Source organism: Pseudomonas sp. TWI929 (assembly GCF_039673335.1).
Lineage (GTDB): Bacteria > Pseudomonadota > Gammaproteobacteria > Pseudomonadales > Pseudomonadaceae > Aquipseudomonas.
Map to the genome: position 1 here is coordinate 1 of NZ_JBDJLK010000055.1, position 23,132 is coordinate 23,132.

Genomic DNA, 23,132 nt, shown 5'->3' on the forward strand with positions numbered 1-23,132 from the left:
AGAAACGGCCGCCACCTCCGGAGCACAGGTAGCCAATCAAGTAGGTCCGCTTGGGTTGAGGCATAGCTTCGCCTTGGCCGCCATATCGCGGCAGTGAATAGAGGGGAGAGGAGGTTTACTGACTTATGTCGCGCGGGTGGGGTCCACCGGGTAGGTATGCTGTCCGGCGTGCCTCACAGATTGGTGACGACGATGGATAAAGTGAACAGGGAGAAGAAGTTTCGGGCGTATGAGTTGCTACGTAAGCTAGACATGCAAACTGCGGCCATCATGAGTCAGGTTGCATATGGGCACATCTCCGGCGCCGGGTGGGACTATCTGTGTGGCCAGCATCTTAAAACGTTTGAAGATTGGATGACTTTCGCGGCAACCATGGATGCACCGGAGGATACCGGTTAGGCTACCATCCCCTTTAGATGTCCGACGATCCTGCAGCCTTTTGCTTCGATTTATCCATTCATCGTTCAGTTTTTCGCTAGATGGTGGGCAAAGTCGGCCACAGATTCAATATCGCCTCAGTGAACTGAGGTTACAGCGAGTTGACTGATAGCGAAATGGTTCAGGCCAACTGCCCAGTGGTACTGTGCACTAATGATTTGTGTGCGTTACTAAGCTCTCAAAGAAAGGACAACGAAAATGAGAGCTCGAGGATCCACCTACTGGTGCTGGGCAAACTCATCGCTACATTCTCGATGTCATGCTGAGGCCTATGTAGACGGCGTAAGCATCGACGTTGAGGTCCGGCTATCCACCGAGGGCCTTACGCAACTATTCGTCGGTGTTTACGCCTCGGAGGGCATGGCATTGCTAGAGGAGGTTTACGATACTCGCCTTGAAGAAACGATGACTCAGGCGCTTGCCTGGGGAGTGGTGCGTGCCCGAACAACAGCCGCTCTGTGCTCCCTGCTTGTGTGTCGCTTATGGGACCCGCGATAGAAGGGAGATAGGTTGCTGCGAAAAGAGTACGGATGTACTCAGGATCAGGATTCTCTTCCTGACGAAGCAAGCAAGTGTGAGTGGATCTGTGAAGTAAGGACTTCGATTCGCTCACTCATCTGCTTTGTTATCTCCGTTAGGTGTGTATTTTGCTCCAACAACTGCAGAAGCTGCTGGCTGTGAATCTCTGCGTCCCGCTGCCGTCGTTGATTGGCCATGGCAATTGCCTCTCGATGTCGTGCGTCTGCTTCAGAGGTAGCTTTGTCACGGTCGGCTTGGCGAGTTTGTGCCAGAAGAATTAGAGGGGCCGCGTAGGCCGCCTGCAGACTAAACGCTAGATTCAGTAGAATGAAGGGGTAGGGATCGAACGCTGACAGCCCCGATAAGCTGATACCCATCCAAATAAGAACCACTAGTGACTGGGACCCAAGAAAAATTGGTGTGCCAAAGAAACGGGCGAAAGCTTCGGCTTTTCGGGCAAATGCATCGTTACCAAAGGGGTGGTGCATATGTTCATGGGCGCGATGAAACCTGAGATGGTCGACGTCTTCAGGAATTTCATGAGGTTTAGACTGCTCAGAGGTTAACGGGTCCATCTGATGGCTCCGTGGTGGTTTCTCATGTCCAGTCTAGACTAGCCCGCCAGTGCTCCCCGCAGACGCAGCCGTTATAGTCGAGGTGTCATCGTTGAGTAGGGGAGGGCACTGGCGGCCAGCGCCGTAGGGTCAGGCGGCTTTTGCTTAGGCCTGCTGAGCGACGATCGCCTTGGCGGCGTGGTTGATCAGGTACAGCCGATTGATCAGGCTGTCGCGCGGCTTGTCGATGGTGATCTCCCAGTAGTCGCAGCCAAGTCCAAGCACTTCGTGGTGCTCGCTCATGAGCATGCTGGCCTGTTCGACGCATTCGACGTGGTCGGCTTCGTACAGGCGATCATTCAGGGAGTCCCAGAAGTCGCGCCCGTCTTCGCCGTATTCGATTGCTGCAAGCCGATCCTTGACCAGGCTGCGCAGCTCATCCCAGCGGCCGGCTTCACCGACTCCGCCGTCATTCCGCATCCACTCGGGCAGGGCGGCGTACAGCTCGTCGTCATGGGTGTTTTCACAGATCTGGCTGCAGACGCCGGTTACCAATGCCGAGCGGAAAGCTCCCTCATCGAACTCGCGCTCGCGGCAATTCTCTTCGAGCTTCGAGTGGATGTAGTAGCCGATGTCGTTCCCAGCCAGGAACTCGATGCCGTAGGACAGGCCGACGTTGAAGGTCAGGCCATTGATGTCGCCGACGATGGCGATGCCGAAGCGGGTGATCAGGATGTCGAAGGCGTAGCAGGTTGTGCCGGGAGCCTTGCAGCGCCATACCTTCAGCTGATCGGTGTCAGCCAGGACGGTGTATTCGTGGTCCTTCAAGCACTCGGCGGCACGTTCGCGGCGCTTGGCCTCTTCGGCCTTGCGCTGAGCTATCCATTCTTGGTGGCGTTGTTCGTCGTTCATGACATTGTCCTGGGCATGCGCCGCCCTCCGTGCTGGTGGCGGCATGGTGGCAATTTGGTTTGGGATGGGGTTTGATGTGTTTGCTTTCTACTTAGTCAACGGAGGACTGCTTCATGGGCCAACGAAACAAACACGGGTTGGGTCGTACTATCAGCGCTGAGATCAAAAGAGAGGTCAGGCAACGATGTGGTTTTGGATGCGTGATATGCGGGCTAGGATTTTATGACTATGAGCATTTCGCTCCTGATTTTGCGGATGCTTTAGTCCATGACCCAGCAGGTATCACGCTGCTATGCATGCAGTGCAACCAGAAGCGCAATCGCAAAGTTCTCTCGGCTGCAACTGTGGCCCAGCACAACGCAAGCCCTCGGTGCTTGCAAGAAGGCTTCACGAAAGAATGGCTGGATGTCAGCACTGAATCGATAGAAGTGGTATTTGCTGGGAGCACTTTTATCGACTGCAAGCACATATTGAATGTTCTCGGTGACAACGTTCTCTCGATACTCCCGCCAGAGTTTCCAGGAGAAACGTACAGAATCTCTGGGTTGTTCGCAGATGACACAGGAGCTACGACATTGCGGATTGATCAGAATCAGTGGATTGCTGGTGCTGACAACTGGGATGTGGAATGGGTCGGAAACACGTTGACCATACGTAAGGGGCCTGGTGATATTGTGCTGGTGCTAAAGACCTACCCTCCTTCAAAGATCGTAGTAGAACGGCTGAATATGCAGATCAACGACATTCACGTCCGAGGTGATGCGAAGGAGATGACTTTCTCCCATGATGGGCGGAAATTCATGAGTGTTGCCACATGTAATATGCGCAATGTCGGGACCGGAATCTGCATAGGTTGAGCGCTATTCAGCGTGTTTCTTCGGCTGGCTGATCAGCTGCATCGGAAGGTTTTTGATGGTCAGACTGACGTCTCCGCCATTTCTGATGTTTCTTAGCCCGCTGGTCGGCAGATTGATGTACTGCTGGCGCCGGCCGTGCGGAATGCTCAGGCCAGCTCTCCCAACAGGATCAGTCCGTTATCATCAGGATCGTCGCCAAGCTCCAGGCACGGAGCCCGCAACTCGCGGCTCAGGCGGAACTGATCGAGCTTGCGCACCACAGAACTCGAAAGCTTTATTTCGTGGCGCGGCGCACTTAGGAAGTGGCGGGCCGCTTCAGGCCCTAATTCATGGATGCGGTGGATCAACAGGGTCATGGCCTCGCCGTTCTGCTGAACGTCAGCCCACTCCATGATTTCAGCCAAGGCCTGGCGGGTTCCTTTCCCGGCCTTCATGCGAAGGTCTTCGACCTGGGCCTTAGCCTCATTGTCGCGACGCTCCTGGTCACGCTGCTGCTGAGTCTTGGCCATCATCCTCTCCATTTCGCACAAAGCGGGTGCCCGGCACGTACTCCAGCAGGTCGCACACCCGGTTGATGATCTTGAGCGCGGCGTCGAACACCTTGGCGTCGTCCGGCTCGCGGGCCAGGCGCTTCATGTTCGGCTGGTGCTCCAGGCAGACCTTGTCGACCAGGCGCCGGGCCAGCCTGCGCAGGTGATCGGCGCTGTCGTGCATGCGCAGGCTGAGCGCAAAGGCCAGGGCAACATCATCAGGCCGGTACTGGCCGCCACTGCGGGTGTTGTACAGCTTCTTTACCGGTCGATTCATCCAGGCCGGCAGGGTTACCACTCCAGGAGGTGCTTTCTGCATGTCTGTGCTCCTGTAGGCCGCTGGGCGGCAGGTGGAACTGTTCTTGCCGCCGACGCTGGCGGACCTGGCGCTTCAAACTGGACCGTCGCATCGCTTGCCCTCGGCCTTGGGATAGTCGACGCCAAACAGGTGGATGACCCGGCAGAACTTGCGGTCGGAGATGCCCAGCTTGGTTTTGGCTTCGTGACGGTTCAGGCCGGCATCGCGCAATTCGGCGATCTTGGCTGCGAGCGCTTTGTCCTCGGCAGGGACTGCATAGGCCCTTTGCTTTTCGCCATGGAATCGGCGCGGGTCAGGCTTGAAGGCAAACCCTCCGTCCTGCGCTGCCCGGTAGAGCGTTGTCTGTGCCAACCCGGTTTCGGCCATGGCCTGGGCGTAGGTCATGGTCTTGGCCAGCTCGCGCAGTTCGGCAAGCTGCTTTTGGCGCTTCTGTGCCTTCTGGTTCAGTGGCTTGGGCTGTGCAGCGCGCACCTGTTCAATGTCGCGGTGCGGCCTGTGTGGCACATACTGGTACCCGTCAAGCACGATGATGCTGCCTCCAGAGGCAAGGAAGGCCGCTTGTGCGGCCTCTAGGTCGATTGATGGGTTCATGCTGACCTCACTTGATGCGAATCGAGCTCTCGCCGCGCTCCAAATGCGCCCAGCCTGGCTCAGGTATCAGTTCGTGTTCGCAGTCTTCGCCGGCGGCCATGCGCTTGCGGACGGCTTCGTTGTGCTCGCGATCGGCCTTGAGCTTTGCGGCAATGGCGTTCTTGTTTGGCGCGATCTTGGTCTGCACTGAGATCAGGTCGTCCGGCACCGCCTGCTCGTTGTCGACGATCACCTTTTCCTTGCCGGCGACCAGGCTGATGGTGAACAGCGGGCGCTTGATCGACTTGATGTTGGCTGCGTCCATGTTGCGCCGCAGGTAGTCGGTGATCGCGGTCACGCTGTTGGCCTTGATGCGCTTGAGCTCACTGAGGCGGTCAATCTCGGCGTCGATGGCGCCGATGTCGCCCTCAATGTTCCGACGCAGCATGACGATGTTGTCGGCCTTCACCTCAAACTCGCCCTGGATGCCGGCCATGGTGTCCTGAATGGCCTGTTTCAGGCCTTCGTCGTCGGTGTCACACATGGCGGCCAATTCGGCCATCTGGCCGGTGAGTGCGTAGAGCTGGGTCATGCTACAGCCTCCTGTGGCCTGCCGGCCTCGAGGTTCTTCAGTTCAAGCGAGATCCGCGCTGCGCCTTTCTCATCCTTGCGGCCGATGAGCTTGCGCACTGCGTGGTCGTGGATTTTCTTGCGCTCATGCGGCGTCACCGCCTTCTGCATGGTCTCGATCGTGTCCTTGATGAAGTCCAGGCGCTCCTGCTGTTGGCGCTCGATCTCGGCCTGGCGGTCTTCGGCCTGCTCGATGGCCTGCTCGGCCTGCAGCTGCTGCACGTAGTTCTGGTCGTCGAACATGCCCAGGAATACGTCGGCGCTGAAGCCCAGCATGGACAGTGCCTTCTTGATGGCGTCGGTCAGCGATTTCTTCGGCGCCTCGCCATCTGTGGTGGTGCCGTACTTCGACTTGTAGAGGTACTGCGTGCAGCCGTACTGTTCGATCTCGCCGCGCTGGCCGTCCAGCACAAACCAGAAGGTGATCTTGACGGTGTGGTTCAGCTCGAAGCCCAGGCTGACGCGTTTATCGCCTTCGCCGCTGAACATCTCGGCGCCTTTGTCGAAGCGCTCTTCGACCACGTTCCAGCCAAAGCCGATACCAGCGGGGCCGAAGACCTCGGTGGCCTTCATGATCATAGCGGTGCCGTTCAGGCTGGTGATCTGCTGGCCGCCGACCTTGGCTTCTTTGGTGAATTGGGTGTTGGTCGTCTGGACCTTCTCCCAGATGCGCATGGGGTTAGTGGACATTGGTGCACCTCGCGCCGGGCCGGCGCAGTCAATTGGAATAGGGGAAATGCCAGGTCACGCCCGTGATGTAGGCCAGACGCCCTGGCTGCCGGTGATGGTTGTGCGCTCTTGCCGGCCTGTGTTGCCTCATCAAGGCGCGGAGTGAAGTAGCGTGTAATTTCTTGCAAATGCAGCGTTATAGCAGCGCCGGATGGCTCGACTTAGGGGAAGGGCATACAAAACGTGCAGAATTTTGCGTATATTGTGCTGCCAAATTTCAGTATCTAGTCCGATTTTTTTCGGGCACTGCCAATTCCCTGTATAGTGACTGAGTAGCCGTTTTCTGCGGCTCTTCACTATTAGGTAGCTTTTATGCACCAGGCCATATCCCCCGAGTCACAGCGCGCCCATGAGCGCTTGAATGAACAGACCGAACTGTTCATCAACCAGGGAGGCCAGATTGAAAACGTTCCCTCTGGCGTCAGCGGCTTACCCGCGAGTAAGCCGAAGGTCATTTGGACGAACCCTCACACGGCCAAGCCGAACCACAAACGATAGCTCGTCCAAATGCACTGCTTGGTCGCTCCCTGGCGAACGCGAGGGCACAACTATGTTGGATGCGCCAACTGATTTAGATATCGCCGGGCGGATTGGGGTCAGCGAGACGGATGTGGCTCTTTACCGGGGTGATACATTTCGATTGAAAGATGGTTCGTGGCTCATCCATTTTTCCTTCGCAATGCCCCGAGAGCTACGCCAGAGCCTTACTGGAAGTTTCACCTTAATTGTGAAAGTTGAAACGCCAGGTGACAGGCGTGTGAGTGATTTGGATTGAGCATTCGATCTGGCTGCCCAAGCTCCAAAGCCTTCTCCCGGTGGTCCGTTTTAAATCTTCTGGAAGAGCTTGAAGCGCATACTCAAGTGGCTCAGGACTTCTGAGCATTGAGAGGTGTGTATGTCCAGAGACAGGTATGGCGTAGATAGTGACAGACAGGTCAGCCAGCCAGCCGGTAACGAGAGGCCGCTAGAGAGATCAAGCGATCACGGCAGAAGCGTTTGCCAAGAGGACAGTGACGACAATTTCGACAGCCCTCCCTTTCGAAGAGAAAAGAAACAGGGGCCGCCGGACCCATCGAGGGTATCCCATGCGGAGCGCTATAGTTATCACAAGCGCCCATTGGAATAACTCTCAGCTGTAGATGCACCCAGATGAAAAAGCCTGGCCCTGCGCCGGGCTTTTTGCGTGTGAAGCCGCGCCAGAACGCCCAGCGCCTGGCCTGCTGGCGCCTCACGTGCGGACCTCGTAGGCCAGGGTGCACATGCCACAGAGGTAGGCCCGGCCCGACCAGGCCTTCGGATTCTCGATGTGAGCCAGGCGCGCCTGATTCATGGCGTCCTCCATGGTCAGGCCCTTGAACACCATCAGGATTCGGTCGTTGGGTACGGCCTGGGCAGCCTCGGCCACCTGGTCTTCGATGATCGACGGGAAGATCGGCGTAGTCATGCAACCTCCTTGCGCCCATCAACGATCTTGTTGAGGCGCCCGCAGTAGTGGTTGAACTCTTCGATGGTGATGCGCTGGTCGGCCAGCATTTCGGTCAGTTGGCGTTGAATGTCAGTAGCAAAGCAGGCCGAAGTGGCCGGGTGCATCAGGGCATCGAGCATCTGGTCAATCAGGACATGCGGGCTCAAAACCCGCACTCCAGAATATCGCGATCACGTTCCTGCTCGGCGGCTACGGCCTTGGCCGCTACCGGGCGCAGCAGGTCGGCGGCAATCTCCTTGAGCGCGCCTGGGCCGCCCAAGAGGTAGGTTGAAAGCTCCTTGATGAAGCCCGCGCTACCTGTGCCAAGGCCGGCCATTACCAACTTGCCAAAGGCGTCTTGCTTGTCCAGGCCATCGATCTGGCGCTGGTTCGCATGATCCTGGACCGCCCGTGCCAGGTCGGCCTGGGTGATCTCGCCGCGCTCGCCGCGATAACCCCAACTCACCCGATAGCCCAGGACAAGTTCAGCTGCGTGCTTGTCGATCCACTCAGCCTGGGCGACTTCGTCATCGCTCACCGCCGGCGGCATCCGGTTGTCGTACTCAAATTGTGCTGCTCGAAGTGCGCCCATAGCGTCCTCCTAGTGGGGTAGGGCAACCGCATTAGGCAGATGCCAGCGCAGGTGACCAAACCCGAGCCGTGAAGCTCGCTGGCACCTGTCCAATGCGGTCGATGTGAAGGGAAGAGGATGCAGAGGCCGGGCGCTACCCCGGCAGCTGGCTTGGCGTGGACCCATCCAGCGGCGCAATTCGTTTACCCCCAGTGCGGGGGAAGGGACGTCCACAGGTGCTTCGGTAACCGCGCCCGGAGCTGGGCGCTTCTCTGCATCGGGGTGTGATCTGGCCGGCTCGGCGCCGGGGTCATTTTTTCGACTCAGCTTTACCTGGCCGTCGCTGGTGCTACCCCGGCATACGCCAGTCGGGCTGACCACTTCCACTTGTGCGCAAGCCTGCGCATTCAGATCACACCCAGATGCAGCCTGCGATGGGGAGCAGGGCATCGGGCCGTCTTTCCGGCTGTCAGGGAATCAGTAAGGCTTTTCGACTTTGCCCTGGTCCTGCAGGCTTCGGACCTTGAAGAGATCGTTGAGCAGGGCGTCCATCTGGTTGGCCATCTGCTTGCGCAGGCCGTCTTTCAGACTGCCGACAACATTAGTCACGTGCTGCCGCATTTCCTTGCTGAAGTCTTCAGCGCAGATCTTTGTCATCAGCCACTGCGCCCGGGTAACCGAGTTGTAATCGCTGGTGGCCGGCTTCCCATCGCCAGGGTTCACCTTGGCGTTCCAGTAGGCGGTGACCGTCTTCTCCAGCTCCTTGCGCAGGGTGGTTGAAGGGCCTTCTTGGTCGCCCCACTGGTTAACGCGGCGGTATTCACGCTCGAACGAGCCATTGATGGTCTCGTCGATCGCCTTCTGGATCTGCGCAGTGACGCGCTCGTCAAAGATCTTGTCGATGCGCTTCTTGATCTCCTTGTCGACCAGATTCGACAGATCGGCGTCCTCGCTCAGCAGCTGGTCTGCAACCTGAGCGACGATCGCGGTCTTCAGAGATTCTTCGTTGATGTTCAGCATTCCCATGCCCTCCAGGGCGGTTGATTTCAGGTTGCAGCGAGCTGATCCGCCCTATCCAGCAGGGCTTTGCAGACACGCTCATCGAATCGGTCAGTGGCGCGGTACTGGTCGACCGCCTGCCGGATGACCCCGGCTTTGGCGTTGGCCCAGGCCCTGTGCGCTTCATGCGGGCAGTCAAAGCTGCCGACACTGGTGCGACTGCCGTCCAGCCAGTGAACTCTTGCCATGAATGGCTTGCCGCGCCGAGTGCGAGCCACGCCTACGGGCAGCTCGCCGCGCTGGGATGGCCTGTCGATTGCCAGGTTGTTCAGGATGCTTGGCACGAACACCGACGTTTCCGGCCGGTAGATCTTCTCGCCGGGGCTCAGGATGTCCTTGTCCAGGTGGTTGCCATGCCATGGCTGCTGTTCCATCCACGCCTTGAAGGCACTGAACCGAAGCCACTGCTCGGCCACCTGGCATCCTTCATAGTGGCGGTCATCGCGCTCACCGAAGCAGCGCCGGAGAAGCCCTTTCCACCTGCTGTAGAACGGGCAGTTGTGATAGCGGGGCAGGTCGTTGATACCGACCCCAAGAACCAATGCTCTTCCCATGGGGGCCTCCTGTGCATCAAAGCCGCCTCAGTGAAGTGGCTTTGATGCCGGCCCTGTCGCCAAGGCCAGCCAGTGAAATCTGGTCACGCATACATCTGCACCGTGACATATCCGTTGCTGGCCACGACGTGCTCCCAGCGGTTGAAGTAAACGATGCCGCCGAACTTGTTTATCGCGGCCTGCTTGACCTGCTGCACGACCGATTCAACCGGCTCGCCTTGGTCGGGCAGTGCAAGCCATTCCAAGCGCTTGCCATTGCTGAGGTGATTGTCGATGTAGAACTGAGCCATCTCTGTTTCCTCCAGTGGATTCCCAAAGCACCCGGTCGCCCAGGCGCTTCAGTGAATCGTTCTGTGCTGCTCTCTCGCTACGCATTTCTGGATCATTCGCCAGTTCGGTATCCCTCGACCCGCCGCAGGTTCTCCCTGCGTTTCCTTCCAGCACCCAAGTCACTCCCCAGGCGGTAGGTCAGATCAGATCGCCGGTCCCCAGTAGAGGCGTAGCGGCTTGATGGTTAGGTTTTGACAGAGCCTTTGCATCGGCCCTCCCTGTCCTTGCCGGACAGGCGGCCCGCAGCATCTCAGCTGCGGAAACCTATTCAGTTGTTAAAGAGCGGTGAGGCTTGAGGGCCTCTGCAGTCCCTGGTGAGTGACTGCGATGGACAAAATATGCACTAGTGCAATTGGCGTGTCAATGCACTGGTGCATAACTTATTTTTGAGCCATGCACTGGGTCGATATCTGAAAGCAGGGGTTAACTTTTCCTATAGGGTTGGTTATGCTTCAATTTTACTGGATGGATATACAGTTAAAGGGGTAGTGGCATGGCCAAGCAAAAGAGAGCGGCACCACACGCACGCCAAGAGATGACCGGGGTAGAGCGACTAGGCCTGCGGGTGTCCTCGATGATCAATCACCCGATCGCGCAGTCGCAGCGCTGGGTGACGATCCATCGCCTGGACACGGACGGAGACATGGAGTGGGAGGAGGTGATGGGGCTGCTGGCCGAAACGCCCGAGCTGGACCTGACGTTTAACGACGACGAGAGCGTGACGGTTCGGTGGGAGCCGCAGAGCGCTGACGACCGGGATGACCTGGTCAACGAGAGGGACTGGGAGGAGGAGAGGGTGGAGGAAGAAACGCCTTTCTGACAGCTGTGAAAAAGCCCGCGCTTGGCGGGCTTTATCTGGGCCAGATGCCGCTAGCCCTCTGAGGGTTTTTCTTTCGGTTCTGGCTCCAAGGACTTCTTCATTGCGCTCACGGTGGTTTGTGTGAGCCCCTTGTCAGGGCCAAAAGCGGCTTTCACGGCATCATCAGCGGCCACCATTTTTTTTACTTTATCGGTGCTGCCCTCAATTGCCTCGAGCTGCTTGTGAAGTACCTCAAGCAATTCGTTGCTGGCGCGCTTGTACCTTTTTAGTGCCCATTCCAGAGCTACAGACGAGTCGGCCTCATCAAGCTCCTTTTTTGCCGCATCAGTTGACTCCCTAGCGTTGCTTTCATCCATCATAAGGCGGGTGTCAGCTTCAGCTGCGCGCACGATGGACTTGCACTGCTCAATGAAAGCAATCGCCAGGTCGCGATCAGATGGCACGTAATTCCACTGGCGAGCCTCAAGGCTTGATATCGAGTGATCAAGCGACTCCATGACTGAAATGGAGCGCTTGAAGTATTCGGCAAAGGTGATCCCGTCCTCTTTCCGGGCGTTCAACTGGCGCTCTGTCTGCGTAGAAGATTGCTGGATGGACTGGACGGCCGCAGTCGTTTCCAGGCCACTCTGATATTTGTTCCAGCCAAACCAACCACCACCTGCGATCAAAACGGCGAGCACGCCTGCGATTACTGCTTTCATCCTAAAAAACTCTGCCCGTGAATTAAGTCGCCATCCTACCACTATGGCCATCCGCCATCACGCAGGCATGAAAAGGCCCGCATTGAGCGGGCAAAGAGGGATCCTACAGATCAATCTTCGCTGGTCTTTCGGCCGGCAGCGAGGCGCCGTATCAATCCTCTGGGCCAGTGGACTCTTCAGGTTTCTGTCTGGCAATCAGGTCGGCCAGCAGCTCGGCTATGGATTCGCTGTTATCCACCAGCACCTCCAGATGCTCACGGATCCGCTCATATACTTCGGTCGCCCCTCGCTGATCGAGCCAGATCCCGGCCTCTTCGATTGCGGCACCGAGCGCGTTGATGTTCTGGTTTAAGCGGAAGAGCAGGGCGGCTGTCGGATCGTTGGGAAGGTCGGTCATAGCGGCTCCTCATGAAGATGAGGAAAGACTAGCAGGCAAAGAAAAGCCCGCTGAGGCGGGCTGGTGCCGAGCACGTGAGGTGGAGATCCCTGCACTTGGCAAGGTCAGTGTAGCTTGGCTTGGATGTCCGAGTTGCTGCCAGCGCTGAATTGGTCGATCTCAACCAAGGCCGCCTCAATTTGCTCCAGTGCCTCAGCAATTCTCTGAAGCGATCCCTCAGGGTATCCCTGAGATCTAGGGGTTGCCCCTCTCATGCCGGTGGCCAGGGCCAATTGAGCGTCAGCCATCCGCGAGAGCAGAGATAAGGTTAGCTTGTCGGTGACCATGGCTAGTCCTCCCGGAGGTCACGACAGGATAGCAGGCATGAAAAAGCCCGCCGAGGCAGGCTATTGGGGCGGCTTCGCTATTGCACCATATCCTTCAGGAAGCACCGGTCGAAGCTCGCCCGCACTTGCCTGAATGGCTTCTTTCTTTTCGGCTGCCGAGCGATTGGCTGCCACAATTACAAGCTCTGCTCGTAAGTTGTGCAGAGAGAGCATTCCCTCAAACAGGCCAAGCATTTTAATCAATACGAAACAGAATAAGTAGGCTATGAAAAAACAACCGATGCTAGAGTATGACATTCCTTGCCAGACTTCGGTGTGCTTCTCAAGTGGTGCCTTCAGTGCGGAGAATATTATCACTGCTAGCAGTGCTGCTATGGTGGCACTTAAGAGTCCAATCCAATAGTGCTGCTGGCGAGTCAGTGAATCTACAATTTTTCTTGCTTCGGCAGGGTTTAATTTATCTGTCTGCACAAAATTGGCCGTTATGGGCATTACCTGCATCAGTGACGCGGCAAGAAACCCAAGAAACGCTATCAACCCTTCCTTCATATCAAACCAAAAGGATAGGGGGGTATAATATGCGGCAGCCGCCCCTGCTAGCAAAGGGAGCACTAATGATGCTATCTTCCTTTTGGTTGTTGGCCGCATACATTGTCACTCTGGGATTTTCCCGTTAGCCAAAAATGTAGAATATGCTTCAATTGTAGCACGCAATACATCTGCCGGGTCCAAAAGTGATCCGATTATTTCGTTATTCCCATCCATTGCTGTTATAAGCTTTATTGATGCGTTGTGGTGCAGTCGAATGGACCCGTCGCTCCCTATCTTCCCGCCCTTGGCTTTAACTTGTAACTGGCTATCTGGCAGGTTGCGTAAGCCAGTCTCGAGCTGTGTCAGAGCTACACGGTCAATCTTTCGTTTTTTTGTTTTGAACCCGATATGTACTTGCACGTCGAGTTCGGCATCGGGAGGCACTGACTGCATCAGGGATGCTACATTGGCGTCCCCGCCTAACAGTTCGGCCAAGATTTTGCGCGCTGTGGCCCATCCAGTAGTTCTTCCCGTGTCGATCTGACCATGCTGGGTGACCTCGCTGATTTTTTCAACGGTTTTTGGTACTGGTGGGGCTGTTTCAAACTTTACAGGGGGAGGAGTGGCAACGCCGCCGATCACAATTTCTTGTATATCCGCCAGCTCTCCGCCCACATCATCTATGTCAAATTTTGATGTAAGTGTTACCGAGTCGGTGTGGGCTAGCGTGTTGGATTTTGTTTTTAGAAGCCATGAAAGATATGCTTCAAGGTCTGCCGATTTAAGAGACATGCTCTGAACAACGAAAGCATGGTCGTCCTTGATCATCCAAAACATTTGTGAATGGACGTACTCAGACTGCTCTGGTGCCTTAAGTTGTTGCACTGGTACGGATTGCGCGTTTTGGTCTGCGGTTTTGGCAAGCGCTTGAAGATGGCCTTTTGAAAAATGCAGAATATCACCAAAAACAAAACCAAGTTGTTGTGCGGAATCTTGGTATAGGTTGATGAAATAGTTATCGGCTCCATCTGTTCGTAAGCGCTCGAGATACCTATGCTTTAACTGGATTCCGCCATCGATTGGGTAGTCCATTGCAGAGCGGACCATCTGCTCAAGCGTAAACTTTGAGCGCTCCGGTCTAACGAATTTTCTGTAGTGTATTGTTATCGTTTTCCTGGAGCTCGACATTTTAACTGTCCCTGTGTCTGCAGTAATGCTTGAAGAATAAATATGTATTTCAACGATTGCCTAGGCATCGCCAAGCTGCCTCATTGATAATCACTATTGCATTCTTCCAGCCTCTAAATGGTATCCATTCAAATGATCTTCCCCAGCCTGCATAGTCAGGCTGCAGTGGTCAGCAGCTCCCATCTGCGCATGTCAAAGCCAGTCGGTTAAGTTGCTCATAGAAGATCGTCAGCACCGAGCACGGCAGCTGTCGCGCGCCTGTCTTCTTCACGTACGGCAGAAACGTCCATGCCGGCATCCTCGGCGAGCATCAACTGGTACGCCCAGGCATCCATGCGACGCAGCTCTGCCTCTTTCACCAAGGCCTGTGTCAATCGTAGATCCCGAGCTTCCGCCAAGGTCATCCCGCAGAGAGCATCTTCGGTCATCTCATCGTATTCTCTGATGAGCTGCGGGTTAGCTTCGAGGATGATGGCAAGTGCGTTTTGGTGGATTTGTTCTCTGATAGTCATTCCTTTGTCCTTGTCACTCGGCCGGCCTTTATCTCATCCCCATACCCCACCAGCCGATCTGCCAGCTCATGCAGCTCCCCGACGCGCTTCATCGCCTCCAGGAACTGAGCCTCGTCACCACCCTGGGCCTTGTGGAAGATCTCCAGCGCGGCGCTTTCCAGGGCGAAGGCTGCATCCTTCAGGTCTCGGCGCAGCTGTTGGTTGGGCTTGGTTAGGGGCATGGCTACACCAGATGGGCGTTCCACACCAGCAGCACCCGGGCCTGGATGTAGGTCTCATCAACCCGGATGTCTTCAGGCGGATGATTGGTGTTGTCAGAAATCATCTTGAAATGGTCGCGGCCTTTTTTCTGCAGGCGCTTGATGTACTGATGGCCCTGATGGGAGAAGTAGTAGATCCCGTCGCCAACGAACTCGCGGATGCTGATGTCAACGACCAACGGGTCGCGACTCTTGATGGTCGGGGCCATGGACTGACCGACACCCGTTATGAGCTTCAGGTGGTAGTGCTCTTTGAACTCGACCCCCATCTCTCGCAGATGAGTGGGGCTTACGCGGATGTCCTGCAGCATTTCCGGGAAATCGTGCGCCACCTCGCCGTCACCCATTGCGCCGCGAACGTCATAGTGAGCGATCCAGACTTCGTCCCCCACCTGGCCAGGCCTTGAAAAATCGACGGTGATGACGTTGGAAGATGCCTGCTCAGCCGTCTTTTCTTCAATGGCATTGGCAATTTTCTGCCGAGCATCCAGAGAAAGTCCCTTGCCATGCTTGGCCAGCATCTGCTTGACGATATCTGCTGTAGATAGGATTTCTCGCTGCTCCGCCTCTGGCTCTCCCTCGCCCAGCGGTTCATAGCCGCGCAGCTGGTCGGTGGTGATCCCGAAAAAGTCAGCCAGTGGCCTGACCTGTTTGTCCGTTGGCTCTTTGATTCCCTTGGGGCCTTGGGGCTTTAGAATCCTGGAAATAGTCGATTGGCCGACGCTTGTCCGGCTCGACAGCTCAACCTGAGAAATGCCGTTTTCGGCCATGAGTTGAGCGAGAATTTTGTCTATCGATTTATGCATGGGTGCAATGCTGCCTCCCGGCAGTGCATAGGGCAATACAGCGGAACGTTGACAGATATGCACTGGTGCATGATTATGTGCATATCCACAAAGGAGGCAGCCATGAGCGCTACCGATCTTCCAAAAAAACTGGACGCATTATTGGGCTCGGGGATGACCTACAAGGCCATTGCAGAGCGCGCCAAATGCGACATCTCGACGATTTTTCGTATCCGCAATGGGCAGATCAGCAACCCGAGTTATGTGGCCGGGACTGCCATTGACCAGATGCACGCAGAGTTGGCCAAGAACGCCAAGCACAGCATCAAAAAATCTGCCGCTTAACCATTTTTCAATCACAAGGAAATCCCTGAATGCATCTGGACCCCGCCAACAAACGTAGCGAAGTAATCAAGTCGCGTTGGAAGCCCGAGGAGGTCAGGAAGCTGCGCATGGAAGCCCGTATGGCTGGCATGCAGCTGGCCACCTACGTGCACGAATTGGCCAACCTCGGCCGCCGCTTGGGCGCTGCCGATCTGCTCCGAGAAATGAACGGCGCTGGTGAGCAGGATAAAACGGCCTGAAGCCCCTATGGAGGGCCTATGCCTGAAACCACCTTCGAATTGCTGCCAATCGAGGTGAAGGCTGAGGTTCGACAGCTGGCTGCCGACCTCGGCTGGAGCCTGGAAAGATCGACCGATGAGTACCTGGAGATGAGTCGATCGCTAGCCATCCAGGAGCAATTGAGACAAATGCGACACAGGGCCCCGGTTCTGGGGCTGGTAGGACACAAAAAGGCCCTCGATGGGGCCTAAAAGCGGGCAACGAAGTCCCTGTCATCCAAACCTATCGACCACGTAGCAACCAGGGGTACACCTGATGGCCTATGACGACAAAGCACACCGCCACGACCACCAGGTCAAGGTCCGCTTGGATGACGAGGACTTCAACGAGCTGAAGGGGTACGCCCAGGAGCTCAAGGCGCAGCACAGCGTGCTGGCACGGGAAATCATCCTGGCCGCGCTGGCGTTCAAGAAAGAACACGGCCACCTGCCGCTGATCAGCGAGAAGAAGGCCAGGGCCTGAATAGGTCCGGGGAGAGGATATGTCACCTGCGAACGAAGCATCGCAACACAACGTGCAAGTCGAGCGATTCCGCAGATCGGACTTCCAGGAGCTGGAAGCCTGGGCGGAGGAGGTCGGCTTGAGCCCAGATGATCTCGCTTCCCAGATCGTCGGGATGGCCACCCAATTCCTCGCCATGCGTGGCAAGCCCAAGAGCAACAACGTGGTGCCGTTCGCGGCTCCAAGGTAACCGCCTGATCCCTAATTAGGGACCCGTGCGCCAGTCCCTCATTGGGTACCGGTAAACGACAGGCACAAAAAAGCCGACGGACGAGGTCGGCTCTCTGCAATACAAAACTCTGAGGTGAATTATGCATATGCAGACCACCAGTGTACAGGCCCTATCAAGGCTCGCGCCACAAAACGACAAGCGCGATTCTGTGGCGCGCATGTCCTCCCGGGAGATCGCCGATCTGGTTGGCTCCAGGCATGACAGCGTGAAGCGAGCCATGGAGCGCCTACAAGAAAAGGCCGTCGTGAGCTTTTCACCGTCGGTGGAAACCTCTCACCAGGGCCCGGGATCCCGGCCTGTCGAGGTTTATCTGGTCAACAAGCGCGACAGCTTCGTCGTTGTTGCCCAGCTGTGCCCGGAATTTACCGCGGCGCTGGTCGACCGCTGGCAGGAGCTGGAGGCCCATGTCGCCAAGCCTGCGCCCGCCGACCTCAGCAAGCTGGAAATCCTCCAAATGGCCATCGAGTCGGAGAAAGCCCGTGTGCTGCTCACCGTCCAAGTCGAGGCCCAGGCCAAGAAGATCGATCACCTGGAGAACCTGTTCAAGGAAGGCATGACCCCGACCCAGTTCTGCAAGGGCCTCAATGGGGTCAACGTGATGCAGGTCGGCCACTACCTTGAGGGCCGTAGCTGGCTCTACAACGAGAGCCGGTCTGGCACCCGCTGGCGCGTCGGCTCATACGCCCGCGACAAGTACATGACAGAGCACCAGGTCGAGGTCACCCCGCACGGCAAAGACCCGTTCATCTCCTTCACGCCTGTGCTGCTGCGCAAGGGCGCTGTGCGCCTGTACGAGCTGTACCGGGCCGGCGAGCTGCCCATGAAGAAGAACTGGGACGGCCTGCACACCCACGACAAGGCCGTGCGGGGTGCGGCATGAGCGATCTTATTTGCAGAAAGTCCATGCAGCGCTGCCAGCATCCGGGCATGTGCTCGCCTCACGGAGGTTGCCGTCCCGACAAGAGCGAGTGGCAATCCGGCTATGACGAGGGCCGTCGCCTGGGGGTTAAAACAGCTCTTGATGAGCGCGACCAGCTCAAGGCCGATAACGAGGCGCTGCGCATGCAAGTCAAGGAGCTCGACCTGACGTTCGGGCGTTACCTGCTTGGCATGCGTGCCTCCGTGATCGAGTGGCAGCAAGGGAAGGGTGCCGACGCCGCGATGCGGTGGATCTGGAATGGCCTGGCCGGCCCAGGTGAGCTGCCTCCGGAGGAAGAAACGCAGGCCCAGGCCTACTTCGACCGCGAGGTCGTGAAGATCGAGGAAGGCTTGGAGGAGGTTTACGCCTACCGCGACAAGCGCCGCAGGGAAAAAGCCCAAGGGGGTATTTGATATGCAGTTCACCCTCACCATCAACCAGGTGAAGGCCTTGGAATGGGGGCTCAACTCCCAGCAGGCGCTGCTGTTCTCGTTCGTCTACGGCTGCCCGAGTTGGGCAAAGCCTATGCAGACGCCGGACGGGATCTACTTCGCCCTGAGCAAGGCCAAGATCACCGACGAGCTGCCTCTGCTCACTGGCAAGCCAGACACGGCCTATCGCATGCTGAAAGCCCTGGAAGAGGTCGGCCTGATCGAGCTTTCCAGCACCTCCAGCATCACCCTGTTCCGCCTGACGGAGAAGGCCACCGAGTGGAACCAGAAACTGGACGGGTCGGAAAAATATCCGACCCCACCAACTGGCACCACAGGTCGGAAAAAAATCCGATCTACCTCGGAAAAAAATCCGAGCCAAGGTCGGAAAAAAATCCGACAAATCAGGATACCAATAATCAGGATACCAATCAGGGTACCAGTCAGTGTTCGCAGGAAGGTTCGGACGAGCCGAACCATCCTGCCGGGAAAGTGGTTGCACTGATCCCTGTTGGGGGCGAAGAGCCGCGCTGCGAAATCCCGGCAGACATGCCAGGGCCAAAGGATCAGTCCTGCAAAACCTTCAAGGCCTGGGCCAACTACGCCATGGCCTATCGAAAGCGCTACCACACCTGGCCGGTATGGAATGCGAAGGCAGGCGGCCAGATGGGCCAGCTGATTGACCGCCTTGGGATTGAAGTTGCCCACCATGTCGCCGCGTTCTACCTGCGGATCAATGACGCCAAGCTGATCAACGGCTGCCACAACTTGGGCGACCTGCTGGCTAAGGCCGAGGCCTACCACACCCAGTGGGTGACCAACCGCCAGATGAACGCCACGACTGCCCGCCAGCAAGAGCAGACCCAGGCGAACGTCAACGCGGCCCAGGAAGCGGCCGACGCAATTCGCAACGGCCAGGGAGGTAAGCGCAATGCTTTCCTCTGACCAGCAAGCCGAACTGGCCGTGGCTATCTGCGCCACTGCCGAGGCGATGGGGCAGACCATCAGCGCTGGAGGCGCTCAGCTCATCGCTGAGGACCTTTCGGCCTTTGACCCTGGCGTGATCATCGGCGCACTGCGTGCGTGCCGTAGAGAGCCTGCTGGGCGCCTTTCGCTCGGCATGGTCCTCAAGCACATCCACGCGGCGGACACCCGCCCCGGGAAGGATGAGGCGTGGTCGATAGCGCTGGCGGCCAGTGATGAGCATGAAACCGTCGTGCTCACCACCGAAATCCGCCAGGCAATGATCGCCTCCGAGCCGATCCTTGAGGCTGGCGACAAGATCGGCGCGCGTATGGCCTTCATGAGCGCATACGAGCGCCTGGTCAGCTTCGCACGTGCCGAGGATCAGCCGGCCAAGTGGGAGGTGTCGCTGGGCTACGACACCGAGCGCCGGGTGACGGCCATCGAATCCGCCGTCCGGGCCCAGCTCATCACCCACCAGACGGGCGCCAAGTACCTGGCCGACCTGCGCATTGCGCCAATCACCGAAGACGGGGAGGCCATCGCCGGCCTGCTCACTGGTGAGGTGCGGGCCAAGGTCAGCCCCAAGGTCCGCGAGAAGCTGGCCGAGGTGCGCCAGATCCTTGATGTCGCCAAGGAGCGCAAAGAGAAAGAGCGCCTCAAGGAGTCCAAAGTGATCCGTGTCGACACCTACCTGCGCAAGCGTAAGGCCCGCGAGGCCATTGCCGAACTCATGAGGAAGAGCCAATGAGCCTGCTGGCCAAGTTGAACATCAAGCGCGCCGGGCAGCCAGCCGGGGAGGGGGTGTGATGGCTGCCCAAGAGCAAATCGACAAGCTGGTGAGCGCCTGCGAATCCTTCTGCCGTCTCTACGGGCGCCTCTGGGATCTCGTTGAGCCGGATGGTGCAGGCTTCCTGTCGCCAGAGTCGGTCAAGGACTACGACGCCGTTCACAGCCGCATGCAGGCGGCGCTCGACGAAATTCGCGGGGAGAAGCACTGATGGACACCAACAAGCTGCGCGAGCAGTTCGAGAAGGCTTTCGTCGAAGAGCAGGTTCGACTGTGCGGCGAGGGGTTTCGCAGTTCGGCCCTCTACATGATCGAGCAGAACGTGGTCACTGTTCGGATGGCGTGGTGGGCCTGGCAGGCCTCCCGCGAGGCCGTGGTGGTGGAGCTGCCTGAGCCAGATTTGCCTGAGGCCTATCTCGACGAGCCCGTAGATCGGGAGTCGGAAGAGTTCCGGTATTTGGAGGCTCGCCATGGCGCCCAGTCCCAGATCTACAGGAAGTGCCGAAAAGCCATTGAGGCCCAGGGCCTGAAGGTCGAGGTGAAGCCATGATCGCGGCGTATTTCCTGATCGTCTTGTTCACCGCTGGCAAGGATTCAGCAATGACATCCGTCCCGATGGAGTCTGTCGAGGTGTGCCAACAGGCGGCTGTACAGGCAAAGGCGGAGCTTGAGGGCACGTTCAGCGTGGTGCGCACCAGCTGCGTGAGGGGTAAGCCATGACCGAGAAGATCAGCGTCAACAGCCAGGCCAAGCTCTCCGAGGCCGTGACCATGCTCACCCGCATGTTCCGCGACAAGAAGTTCGTAGTGGTCAGCATGCGCCCGGGCAAGGACCGCACCTTGGACCAGAACGCATTGTGGTTTGCGATGTACGACCGGATCGCCAAGAGCACCGAGATGGGAGACATCGAGGATGTGCGCCGGTACTGCAAGCTGCACTTCGGTGTGCCGATCATGCGCGCCGGCTGCGAGGAGTTCCGCACCGGTTGGGCCGAATCGTTCATCCACCTGGACTACGAGGTGAAGCTTCGCCTGATGGGGCCGTGCGCGATGTTCGGGCCGGATGGCTTCCCAGTCACCCGCCTGTTCGACCGGGCCCAGGGCTGCCAGTACACCGACCGCATCGTGGCGGAGTTCGCGCCGCAGGGCGTGGTGTTCAGCGACTTGCTGAGCGAGGAGGCGGCGTGAGGACAGCTCTCAAGGAAGTGAAGCAGAAGACCTGCAAGGCCTGCGGGGAGAAGTTCCGGCCATCACTGTCGACGCAGAAGGCCTGCGGTGTGCAGTGCGCACTGGCAATGGCCCAGAAGCCTGAGAACCAAGCAGTGGCCCGCAAGGCGATTGCCCAGCGCGAGCGCCGCGAGATCCAGGTGCGCAAGCAGAAGCTCAAGAGCCGAGCAGACTACGTGCGTGAGGCCCAGGCCGTATTCAATCAGTGGGTGAGGATGCGCGACGAGGCACTGCCGTGCATCAGCTGCGGCCGGCACCACCAGGGCAAGTATGACGCAGGGCATTACCGCACCGTTGGCGGAAACCCGGAGCTGCGCTTCGAGCCGCTCAACTGCCACAAGCAGTGCGTGCCCTGTAACCAGCACAAGTCGGGTGACATCGTGAACTACCGGATCAACCTGGTGCGGCGCATCGGTGCCGACCGGGTGGCGTGGCTCGAAGGCCCTCATGAGGCCCAGCGCTACACCATCGACGACCTCAAGGCCATCAAGGCCGAGTATCGCGACAAGATCAAGCAGCTGAAGGAGGCCTCATGAGCTGGACACCAACTGACACTGGCCAGCTCCTGCTGCTGGCCATGGCCATCTTTGGCGCCTACTGCATCGTGCGGGGCATACGTGTATCGAATCGACGGAAGAAGGAGCAGGGCCAGTGAGCTATCAGAACGTGGTATCAGCAGTAGTTCGCGCCCTGGCGGCCGAGACGATCAACAGCGCTGGCGGTTGCAGTGTCGAGCCGAGAGTGCAGGCAGGCAAGCTGAAGGGGGAGATCTCCGGGAAGGACGCAGCCTTGCTGGCCGACTCGATCGTGCACCGGCTGCTCCACGCCCAGCTTTCCCCGCGGCACTGGAACGCGCTCGTGGCGAAGTACAGCACGCACAAGGGGCGCAAGGTCGACTCCATTGGCCGCCTGGTTGCCATCGTGCCAACGCCTGCGCCGAAGCGCTTCACTCAGCAGGCCGTGTTGGTCTGGGCGGTGCCGCAGCAAACGAAGGGGATTCAGCGCAAGGTTCCCCAGTTCAAGGCGCCCGACCCACGGGAGAGCGAGAAAGAAGGTCAGTGGGACTGGCGCAACAAGGCCGCTGCCGCAGCCATTGAGCGCGCCAACAAGCACGCCAGGGCCGTGGCCGAGGTGAAGCCGGGGGAGATGATCGTCCTGGCCGAGTCGAATTACGACATGACCAACTGGGATTCCCAAGGCCTGACCGAGCGCACTTACCAGCGCTGGAATCGGGCCATCAAGGGCGCTCTGGAGTCACTTGTGAACGAGGCGCTGGTCGAGGCTCAGCACATGCTCGAAGCGATTGGCGTGCTATTCGACGAGGCCGCGTGAAAAGGGCCTCAAAAGGGCTTGCAATAGCATGTCGCCATGTCGTAAATTTGCTCCATCCTGTCATTCCTGCGCGTGTTGAAGAGTGACTCAAAGCCTAGCGCAAGCTGGGCTTTTTTATTGGTGCTTAGATGGTATCGTGCCCCCTTTTAACTGAGGGGAAGGTATGGCTGTCTATACTGTGAAGCCGCCAGCGGATGACGCGGTCGGTGAGAGCCGAGTATGGATTGTATTACGCGACGGTGAGCCTACAGACATCACCTGCGATAGCGATGTCAGTGCTTTCTCGCATGCGGCAGTGTTAGAGCTGAAAGACCTCGATGATTACCTCCTTGGAAGAGAAAAGATCTCGAAAATGGCCTATCACAAAGCAGAGGTGGCCTTCAGGCCCTTGATGGACGTATTGCGAAATCAAGCTCTTACAGGCGTTCCGGCTGCCAGGCCGCGTAAAACCGCTTCAATTGACGATACGTTTACTTTTAGCTAGCCCTTCAAAAAATCCGAAGCCCCGCATCAAGCGGGGCTTTTTATTTAGGCCTATTCAAGCCTTCAAGCATGGAC

Annotated in this window: 42 protein-coding genes; 21 read left to right on the plus strand and 21 right to left on the minus strand. The window is 57.8% G+C overall.

All coding sequences use genetic code 11. The features are described 5' to 3' along the window. Positions 1-192 precede the first annotated feature (192 nt). Positions 193-399, plus strand: coding sequence for a hypothetical protein (locus tag ABE456_RS19615; RefSeq protein WP_346645395.1), 207 nt, complete (start codon positions 193-195; stop codon positions 397-399). Between the two features lie 237 nt (positions 400-636). Next, positions 637-936: a hypothetical protein gene (locus tag ABE456_RS19620; protein WP_346645396.1), complete on the plus strand. Its 300-nt coding sequence runs from the start codon at positions 637-639 to the stop codon at positions 934-936. A gap of 44 nt (positions 937-980) precedes the next feature. Here the strand turns inward: ABE456_RS19620 and ABE456_RS19625 are convergent, their stop codons facing one another. Next, positions 981-1,532 (minus strand): DUF1003 domain-containing protein, encoded by a 552-nt coding sequence (locus tag ABE456_RS19625; RefSeq protein ID WP_346645397.1) that lies wholly within the window; start codon positions 1,530-1,532, stop codon positions 981-983. Positions 1,533-1,676: 144 nt separating this feature from the next. After that, positions 1,677-2,423: a hypothetical protein gene (locus ABE456_RS19630; RefSeq protein WP_346645398.1), complete on the minus strand. Its 747-nt coding sequence runs from the start codon at positions 2,421-2,423 to the stop codon at positions 1,677-1,679. Positions 2,424-2,536: 113 nt separating this feature from the next. On the opposite strand from ABE456_RS19630, the gene ABE456_RS19635 reads away from it, so the two are divergent. Further along, on the plus strand, positions 2,537-3,280 hold the full coding sequence (locus ABE456_RS19635) for a hypothetical protein (protein WP_346645399.1): 744 nt from the start codon (positions 2,537-2,539) through the stop codon (positions 3,278-3,280). A 146-nt stretch (positions 3,281-3,426) separates the two neighbouring features. Here ABE456_RS19635 and ABE456_RS19640 read toward each other — a convergent pair whose 3' ends face one another. The 11 genes from ABE456_RS19640 to ABE456_RS19690 form a co-directional block, all read right to left on the minus strand. After that, complete coding sequence (locus ABE456_RS19640; protein ID WP_346645400.1) at positions 3,427-3,789, minus strand: hypothetical protein; 363 nt, start codon at positions 3,787-3,789, stop codon at positions 3,427-3,429. Beyond that, the gene (locus ABE456_RS19645) at positions 3,764-4,129 is read right to left on the minus strand and encodes a hypothetical protein (protein WP_346645401.1); all 366 of its coding nucleotides are present in this window, start codon (positions 4,127-4,129) and stop codon (positions 3,764-3,766) included. Before ABE456_RS19645 ends, ABE456_RS19640 begins: the two co-directional genes overlap by 26 nt. Positions 4,130-4,201: 72 nt before the next feature. Further along, a complete protein-coding gene (locus ABE456_RS19650; protein WP_346645402.1) occupies positions 4,202-4,720 on the minus strand; it encodes a hypothetical protein in 519 nt (172 codons plus the stop codon). Between the two features lie 7 nt (positions 4,721-4,727). Continuing rightward, positions 4,728-5,291, minus strand: coding sequence for a siphovirus Gp157 family protein (locus ABE456_RS19655; RefSeq protein ID WP_346645403.1), 564 nt, complete (start codon positions 5,289-5,291; stop codon positions 4,728-4,730). Then, positions 5,288-6,019, minus strand: coding sequence for a hypothetical protein (locus ABE456_RS19660; RefSeq protein ID WP_346645404.1), 732 nt, complete (start codon positions 6,017-6,019; stop codon positions 5,288-5,290). Before ABE456_RS19660 ends, ABE456_RS19655 begins: the two co-directional genes overlap by 4 nt. A gap of 1,267 nt (positions 6,020-7,286) precedes the next feature. Next, positions 7,287-7,502, minus strand: a complete 216-nt coding sequence (locus ABE456_RS19665) for a hypothetical protein (protein ID WP_346645405.1) — start codon at positions 7,500-7,502, stop codon at positions 7,287-7,289. Beyond that, the gene (locus ABE456_RS19670; RefSeq protein ID WP_346645406.1) at positions 7,499-7,690 is read right to left on the minus strand and encodes a hypothetical protein; all 192 of its coding nucleotides are present in this window, start codon (positions 7,688-7,690) and stop codon (positions 7,499-7,501) included. The genes ABE456_RS19665 and ABE456_RS19670 overlap by 4 nt, the downstream gene beginning before the upstream one ends. Further along, positions 7,687-8,115 carry a hypothetical protein gene (locus ABE456_RS19675; protein WP_346645407.1) on the minus strand — a complete coding sequence of 143 codons (429 nt, stop codon included), beginning with the start codon at positions 8,113-8,115 and terminating at the stop codon, positions 7,687-7,689. The genes ABE456_RS19670 and ABE456_RS19675 overlap by 4 nt, the downstream gene beginning before the upstream one ends. Positions 8,116-8,571: 456 nt before the next feature. Next, positions 8,572-9,114 carry a hypothetical protein gene (locus ABE456_RS19680; protein ID WP_346645408.1) on the minus strand — a complete coding sequence of 181 codons (543 nt, stop codon included), beginning with the start codon at positions 9,112-9,114 and terminating at the stop codon, positions 8,572-8,574. A 26-nt stretch (positions 9,115-9,140) separates the two neighbouring features. Then, positions 9,141-9,707 carry a hypothetical protein gene (locus ABE456_RS19685; protein ID WP_346645409.1) on the minus strand — a complete coding sequence of 189 codons (567 nt, stop codon included), beginning with the start codon at positions 9,705-9,707 and terminating at the stop codon, positions 9,141-9,143. An 83-nt stretch (positions 9,708-9,790) separates the two neighbouring features. Further along, positions 9,791-9,997: a hypothetical protein gene (locus ABE456_RS19690; RefSeq protein ID WP_061202724.1), complete on the minus strand. Its 207-nt coding sequence runs from the start codon at positions 9,995-9,997 to the stop codon at positions 9,791-9,793. A 533-nt stretch (positions 9,998-10,530) separates the two neighbouring features. On the opposite strand from ABE456_RS19690, the gene ABE456_RS19695 reads away from it, so the two are divergent. Next, the gene (locus ABE456_RS19695) at positions 10,531-10,857 is read left to right on the plus strand and encodes a DUF1654 domain-containing protein (protein WP_346645410.1); all 327 of its coding nucleotides are present in this window, start codon (positions 10,531-10,533) and stop codon (positions 10,855-10,857) included. Between the two features lie 50 nt (positions 10,858-10,907). Here the strand turns inward: ABE456_RS19695 and ABE456_RS19700 are convergent, their stop codons facing one another. The 8 genes from ABE456_RS19700 to ABE456_RS19735 form a co-directional block, all read right to left on the minus strand. Continuing rightward, complete coding sequence (locus ABE456_RS19700) at positions 10,908-11,558, minus strand: hypothetical protein (RefSeq protein WP_346645411.1); 651 nt, start codon at positions 11,556-11,558, stop codon at positions 10,908-10,910. A 151-nt stretch (positions 11,559-11,709) separates the two neighbouring features. Continuing rightward, on the minus strand, positions 11,710-11,955 hold the full coding sequence (locus ABE456_RS19705; RefSeq protein ID WP_346645412.1) for a hypothetical protein: 246 nt from the start codon (positions 11,953-11,955) through the stop codon (positions 11,710-11,712). Between the two features lie 104 nt (positions 11,956-12,059). Next, complete coding sequence (locus ABE456_RS19710; protein WP_346645413.1) at positions 12,060-12,281, minus strand: hypothetical protein; 222 nt, start codon at positions 12,279-12,281, stop codon at positions 12,060-12,062. 60 nt (positions 12,282-12,341) lie between these two features. Further along, entirely contained in the window at positions 12,342-12,929 is a 588-nt protein-coding gene (locus tag ABE456_RS19715; protein WP_346645414.1) for a hypothetical protein, read from the minus strand. A gap of 6 nt (positions 12,930-12,935) precedes the next feature. After that, positions 12,936-13,904, minus strand: coding sequence for a hypothetical protein (locus tag ABE456_RS19720; RefSeq protein ID WP_346645415.1), 969 nt, complete (start codon positions 13,902-13,904; stop codon positions 12,936-12,938). 311 nt (positions 13,905-14,215) lie between these two features. After that, entirely contained in the window at positions 14,216-14,512 is a 297-nt protein-coding gene (locus ABE456_RS19725; RefSeq protein ID WP_346645416.1) for a DUF6388 family protein, read from the minus strand. Beyond that, the gene (locus tag ABE456_RS19730; RefSeq protein WP_346645417.1) at positions 14,509-14,733 is read right to left on the minus strand and encodes a hypothetical protein; all 225 of its coding nucleotides are present in this window, start codon (positions 14,731-14,733) and stop codon (positions 14,509-14,511) included. Before ABE456_RS19730 ends, ABE456_RS19725 begins: the two co-directional genes overlap by 4 nt. Before the next feature lie 2 nt (positions 14,734-14,735). Further along, positions 14,736-15,578 (minus strand): LexA family transcriptional regulator, encoded by an 843-nt coding sequence (locus tag ABE456_RS19735; protein WP_346645418.1) that lies wholly within the window; start codon positions 15,576-15,578, stop codon positions 14,736-14,738. 102 nt (positions 15,579-15,680) lie between these two features. Here ABE456_RS19735 and ABE456_RS19740 point away from each other — a divergent pair, with 102 nt between their 5' ends. From ABE456_RS19740 to ABE456_RS19820, 17 genes are all read left to right on the plus strand, one after another. Further along, a complete protein-coding gene (locus ABE456_RS19740) occupies positions 15,681-15,902 on the plus strand; it encodes a hypothetical protein (protein ID WP_346645419.1) in 222 nt (73 codons plus the stop codon). 29 nt (positions 15,903-15,931) lie between these two features. After that, the gene (locus tag ABE456_RS19745; RefSeq protein WP_014859732.1) at positions 15,932-16,141 is read left to right on the plus strand and encodes a hypothetical protein; all 210 of its coding nucleotides are present in this window, start codon (positions 15,932-15,934) and stop codon (positions 16,139-16,141) included. A gap of 18 nt (positions 16,142-16,159) precedes the next feature. Continuing rightward, positions 16,160-16,372 (plus strand): hypothetical protein, encoded by a 213-nt coding sequence (locus ABE456_RS19750; protein WP_119140677.1) that lies wholly within the window; start codon positions 16,160-16,162, stop codon positions 16,370-16,372. Between the two features lie 64 nt (positions 16,373-16,436). Next, positions 16,437-16,643, plus strand: a complete 207-nt coding sequence (locus ABE456_RS19755) for a hypothetical protein (protein ID WP_346645420.1) — start codon at positions 16,437-16,439, stop codon at positions 16,641-16,643. Between the two features lie 356 nt (positions 16,644-16,999). Further along, entirely contained in the window at positions 17,000-17,794 is a 795-nt protein-coding gene (locus ABE456_RS19760; RefSeq protein ID WP_346645421.1) for a Rha family transcriptional regulator, read from the plus strand. Beyond that, positions 17,791-18,246 (plus strand): hypothetical protein, encoded by a 456-nt coding sequence (locus ABE456_RS19765; protein ID WP_346645422.1) that lies wholly within the window; start codon positions 17,791-17,793, stop codon positions 18,244-18,246. Before ABE456_RS19760 ends, ABE456_RS19765 begins: the two co-directional genes overlap by 4 nt. Position 18,247: 1 nt before the next feature. Next, positions 18,248-18,769: a hypothetical protein gene (locus tag ABE456_RS19770; RefSeq protein WP_346645423.1), complete on the plus strand. Its 522-nt coding sequence runs from the start codon at positions 18,248-18,250 to the stop codon at positions 18,767-18,769. A gap of 44 nt (positions 18,770-18,813) precedes the next feature. Beyond that, entirely contained in the window at positions 18,814-19,209 is a 396-nt protein-coding gene (locus ABE456_RS19775; protein WP_346645424.1) for a hypothetical protein, read from the plus strand. Next, positions 19,196-19,978, plus strand: a complete 783-nt coding sequence (locus tag ABE456_RS19780; RefSeq protein WP_346645425.1) for a hypothetical protein — start codon at positions 19,196-19,198, stop codon at positions 19,976-19,978. The genes ABE456_RS19775 and ABE456_RS19780 overlap by 14 nt, the downstream gene beginning before the upstream one ends. A gap of 58 nt (positions 19,979-20,036) precedes the next feature. Beyond that, entirely contained in the window at positions 20,037-20,228 is a 192-nt protein-coding gene (locus ABE456_RS19785; protein ID WP_346645426.1) for a hypothetical protein, read from the plus strand. Beyond that, positions 20,228-20,566 (plus strand): hypothetical protein, encoded by a 339-nt coding sequence (locus ABE456_RS19790; RefSeq protein ID WP_346645427.1) that lies wholly within the window; start codon positions 20,228-20,230, stop codon positions 20,564-20,566. Before ABE456_RS19785 ends, ABE456_RS19790 begins: the two co-directional genes overlap by 1 nt. Continuing rightward, a complete protein-coding gene (locus tag ABE456_RS19795; RefSeq protein ID WP_346645428.1) occupies positions 20,563-20,736 on the plus strand; it encodes a hypothetical protein in 174 nt (57 codons plus the stop codon). The genes ABE456_RS19790 and ABE456_RS19795 overlap by 4 nt, the downstream gene beginning before the upstream one ends. Further along, a complete protein-coding gene (locus tag ABE456_RS19800) occupies positions 20,733-21,203 on the plus strand; it encodes a hypothetical protein (protein ID WP_346645429.1) in 471 nt (156 codons plus the stop codon). The genes ABE456_RS19795 and ABE456_RS19800 overlap by 4 nt, the downstream gene beginning before the upstream one ends. Beyond that, positions 21,200-21,778 carry a recombination protein NinG gene (locus ABE456_RS19805; RefSeq protein ID WP_346645430.1) on the plus strand — a complete coding sequence of 193 codons (579 nt, stop codon included), beginning with the start codon at positions 21,200-21,202 and terminating at the stop codon, positions 21,776-21,778. The genes ABE456_RS19800 and ABE456_RS19805 overlap by 4 nt, the downstream gene beginning before the upstream one ends. After that, complete coding sequence (locus ABE456_RS19810) at positions 21,775-21,897, plus strand: hypothetical protein (protein ID WP_346645431.1); 123 nt, start codon at positions 21,775-21,777, stop codon at positions 21,895-21,897. The genes ABE456_RS19805 and ABE456_RS19810 overlap by 4 nt, the downstream gene beginning before the upstream one ends. Continuing rightward, on the plus strand, positions 21,894-22,574 hold the full coding sequence (locus ABE456_RS19815) for a hypothetical protein (protein ID WP_346645432.1): 681 nt from the start codon (positions 21,894-21,896) through the stop codon (positions 22,572-22,574). The genes ABE456_RS19810 and ABE456_RS19815 overlap by 4 nt, the downstream gene beginning before the upstream one ends. A 163-nt stretch (positions 22,575-22,737) precedes the next feature. Continuing rightward, on the plus strand, positions 22,738-23,058 hold the full coding sequence (locus ABE456_RS19820) for a hypothetical protein (protein WP_346645433.1): 321 nt from the start codon (positions 22,738-22,740) through the stop codon (positions 23,056-23,058). The last annotated feature ends 74 nt before the right edge of the window (positions 23,059-23,132 follow it).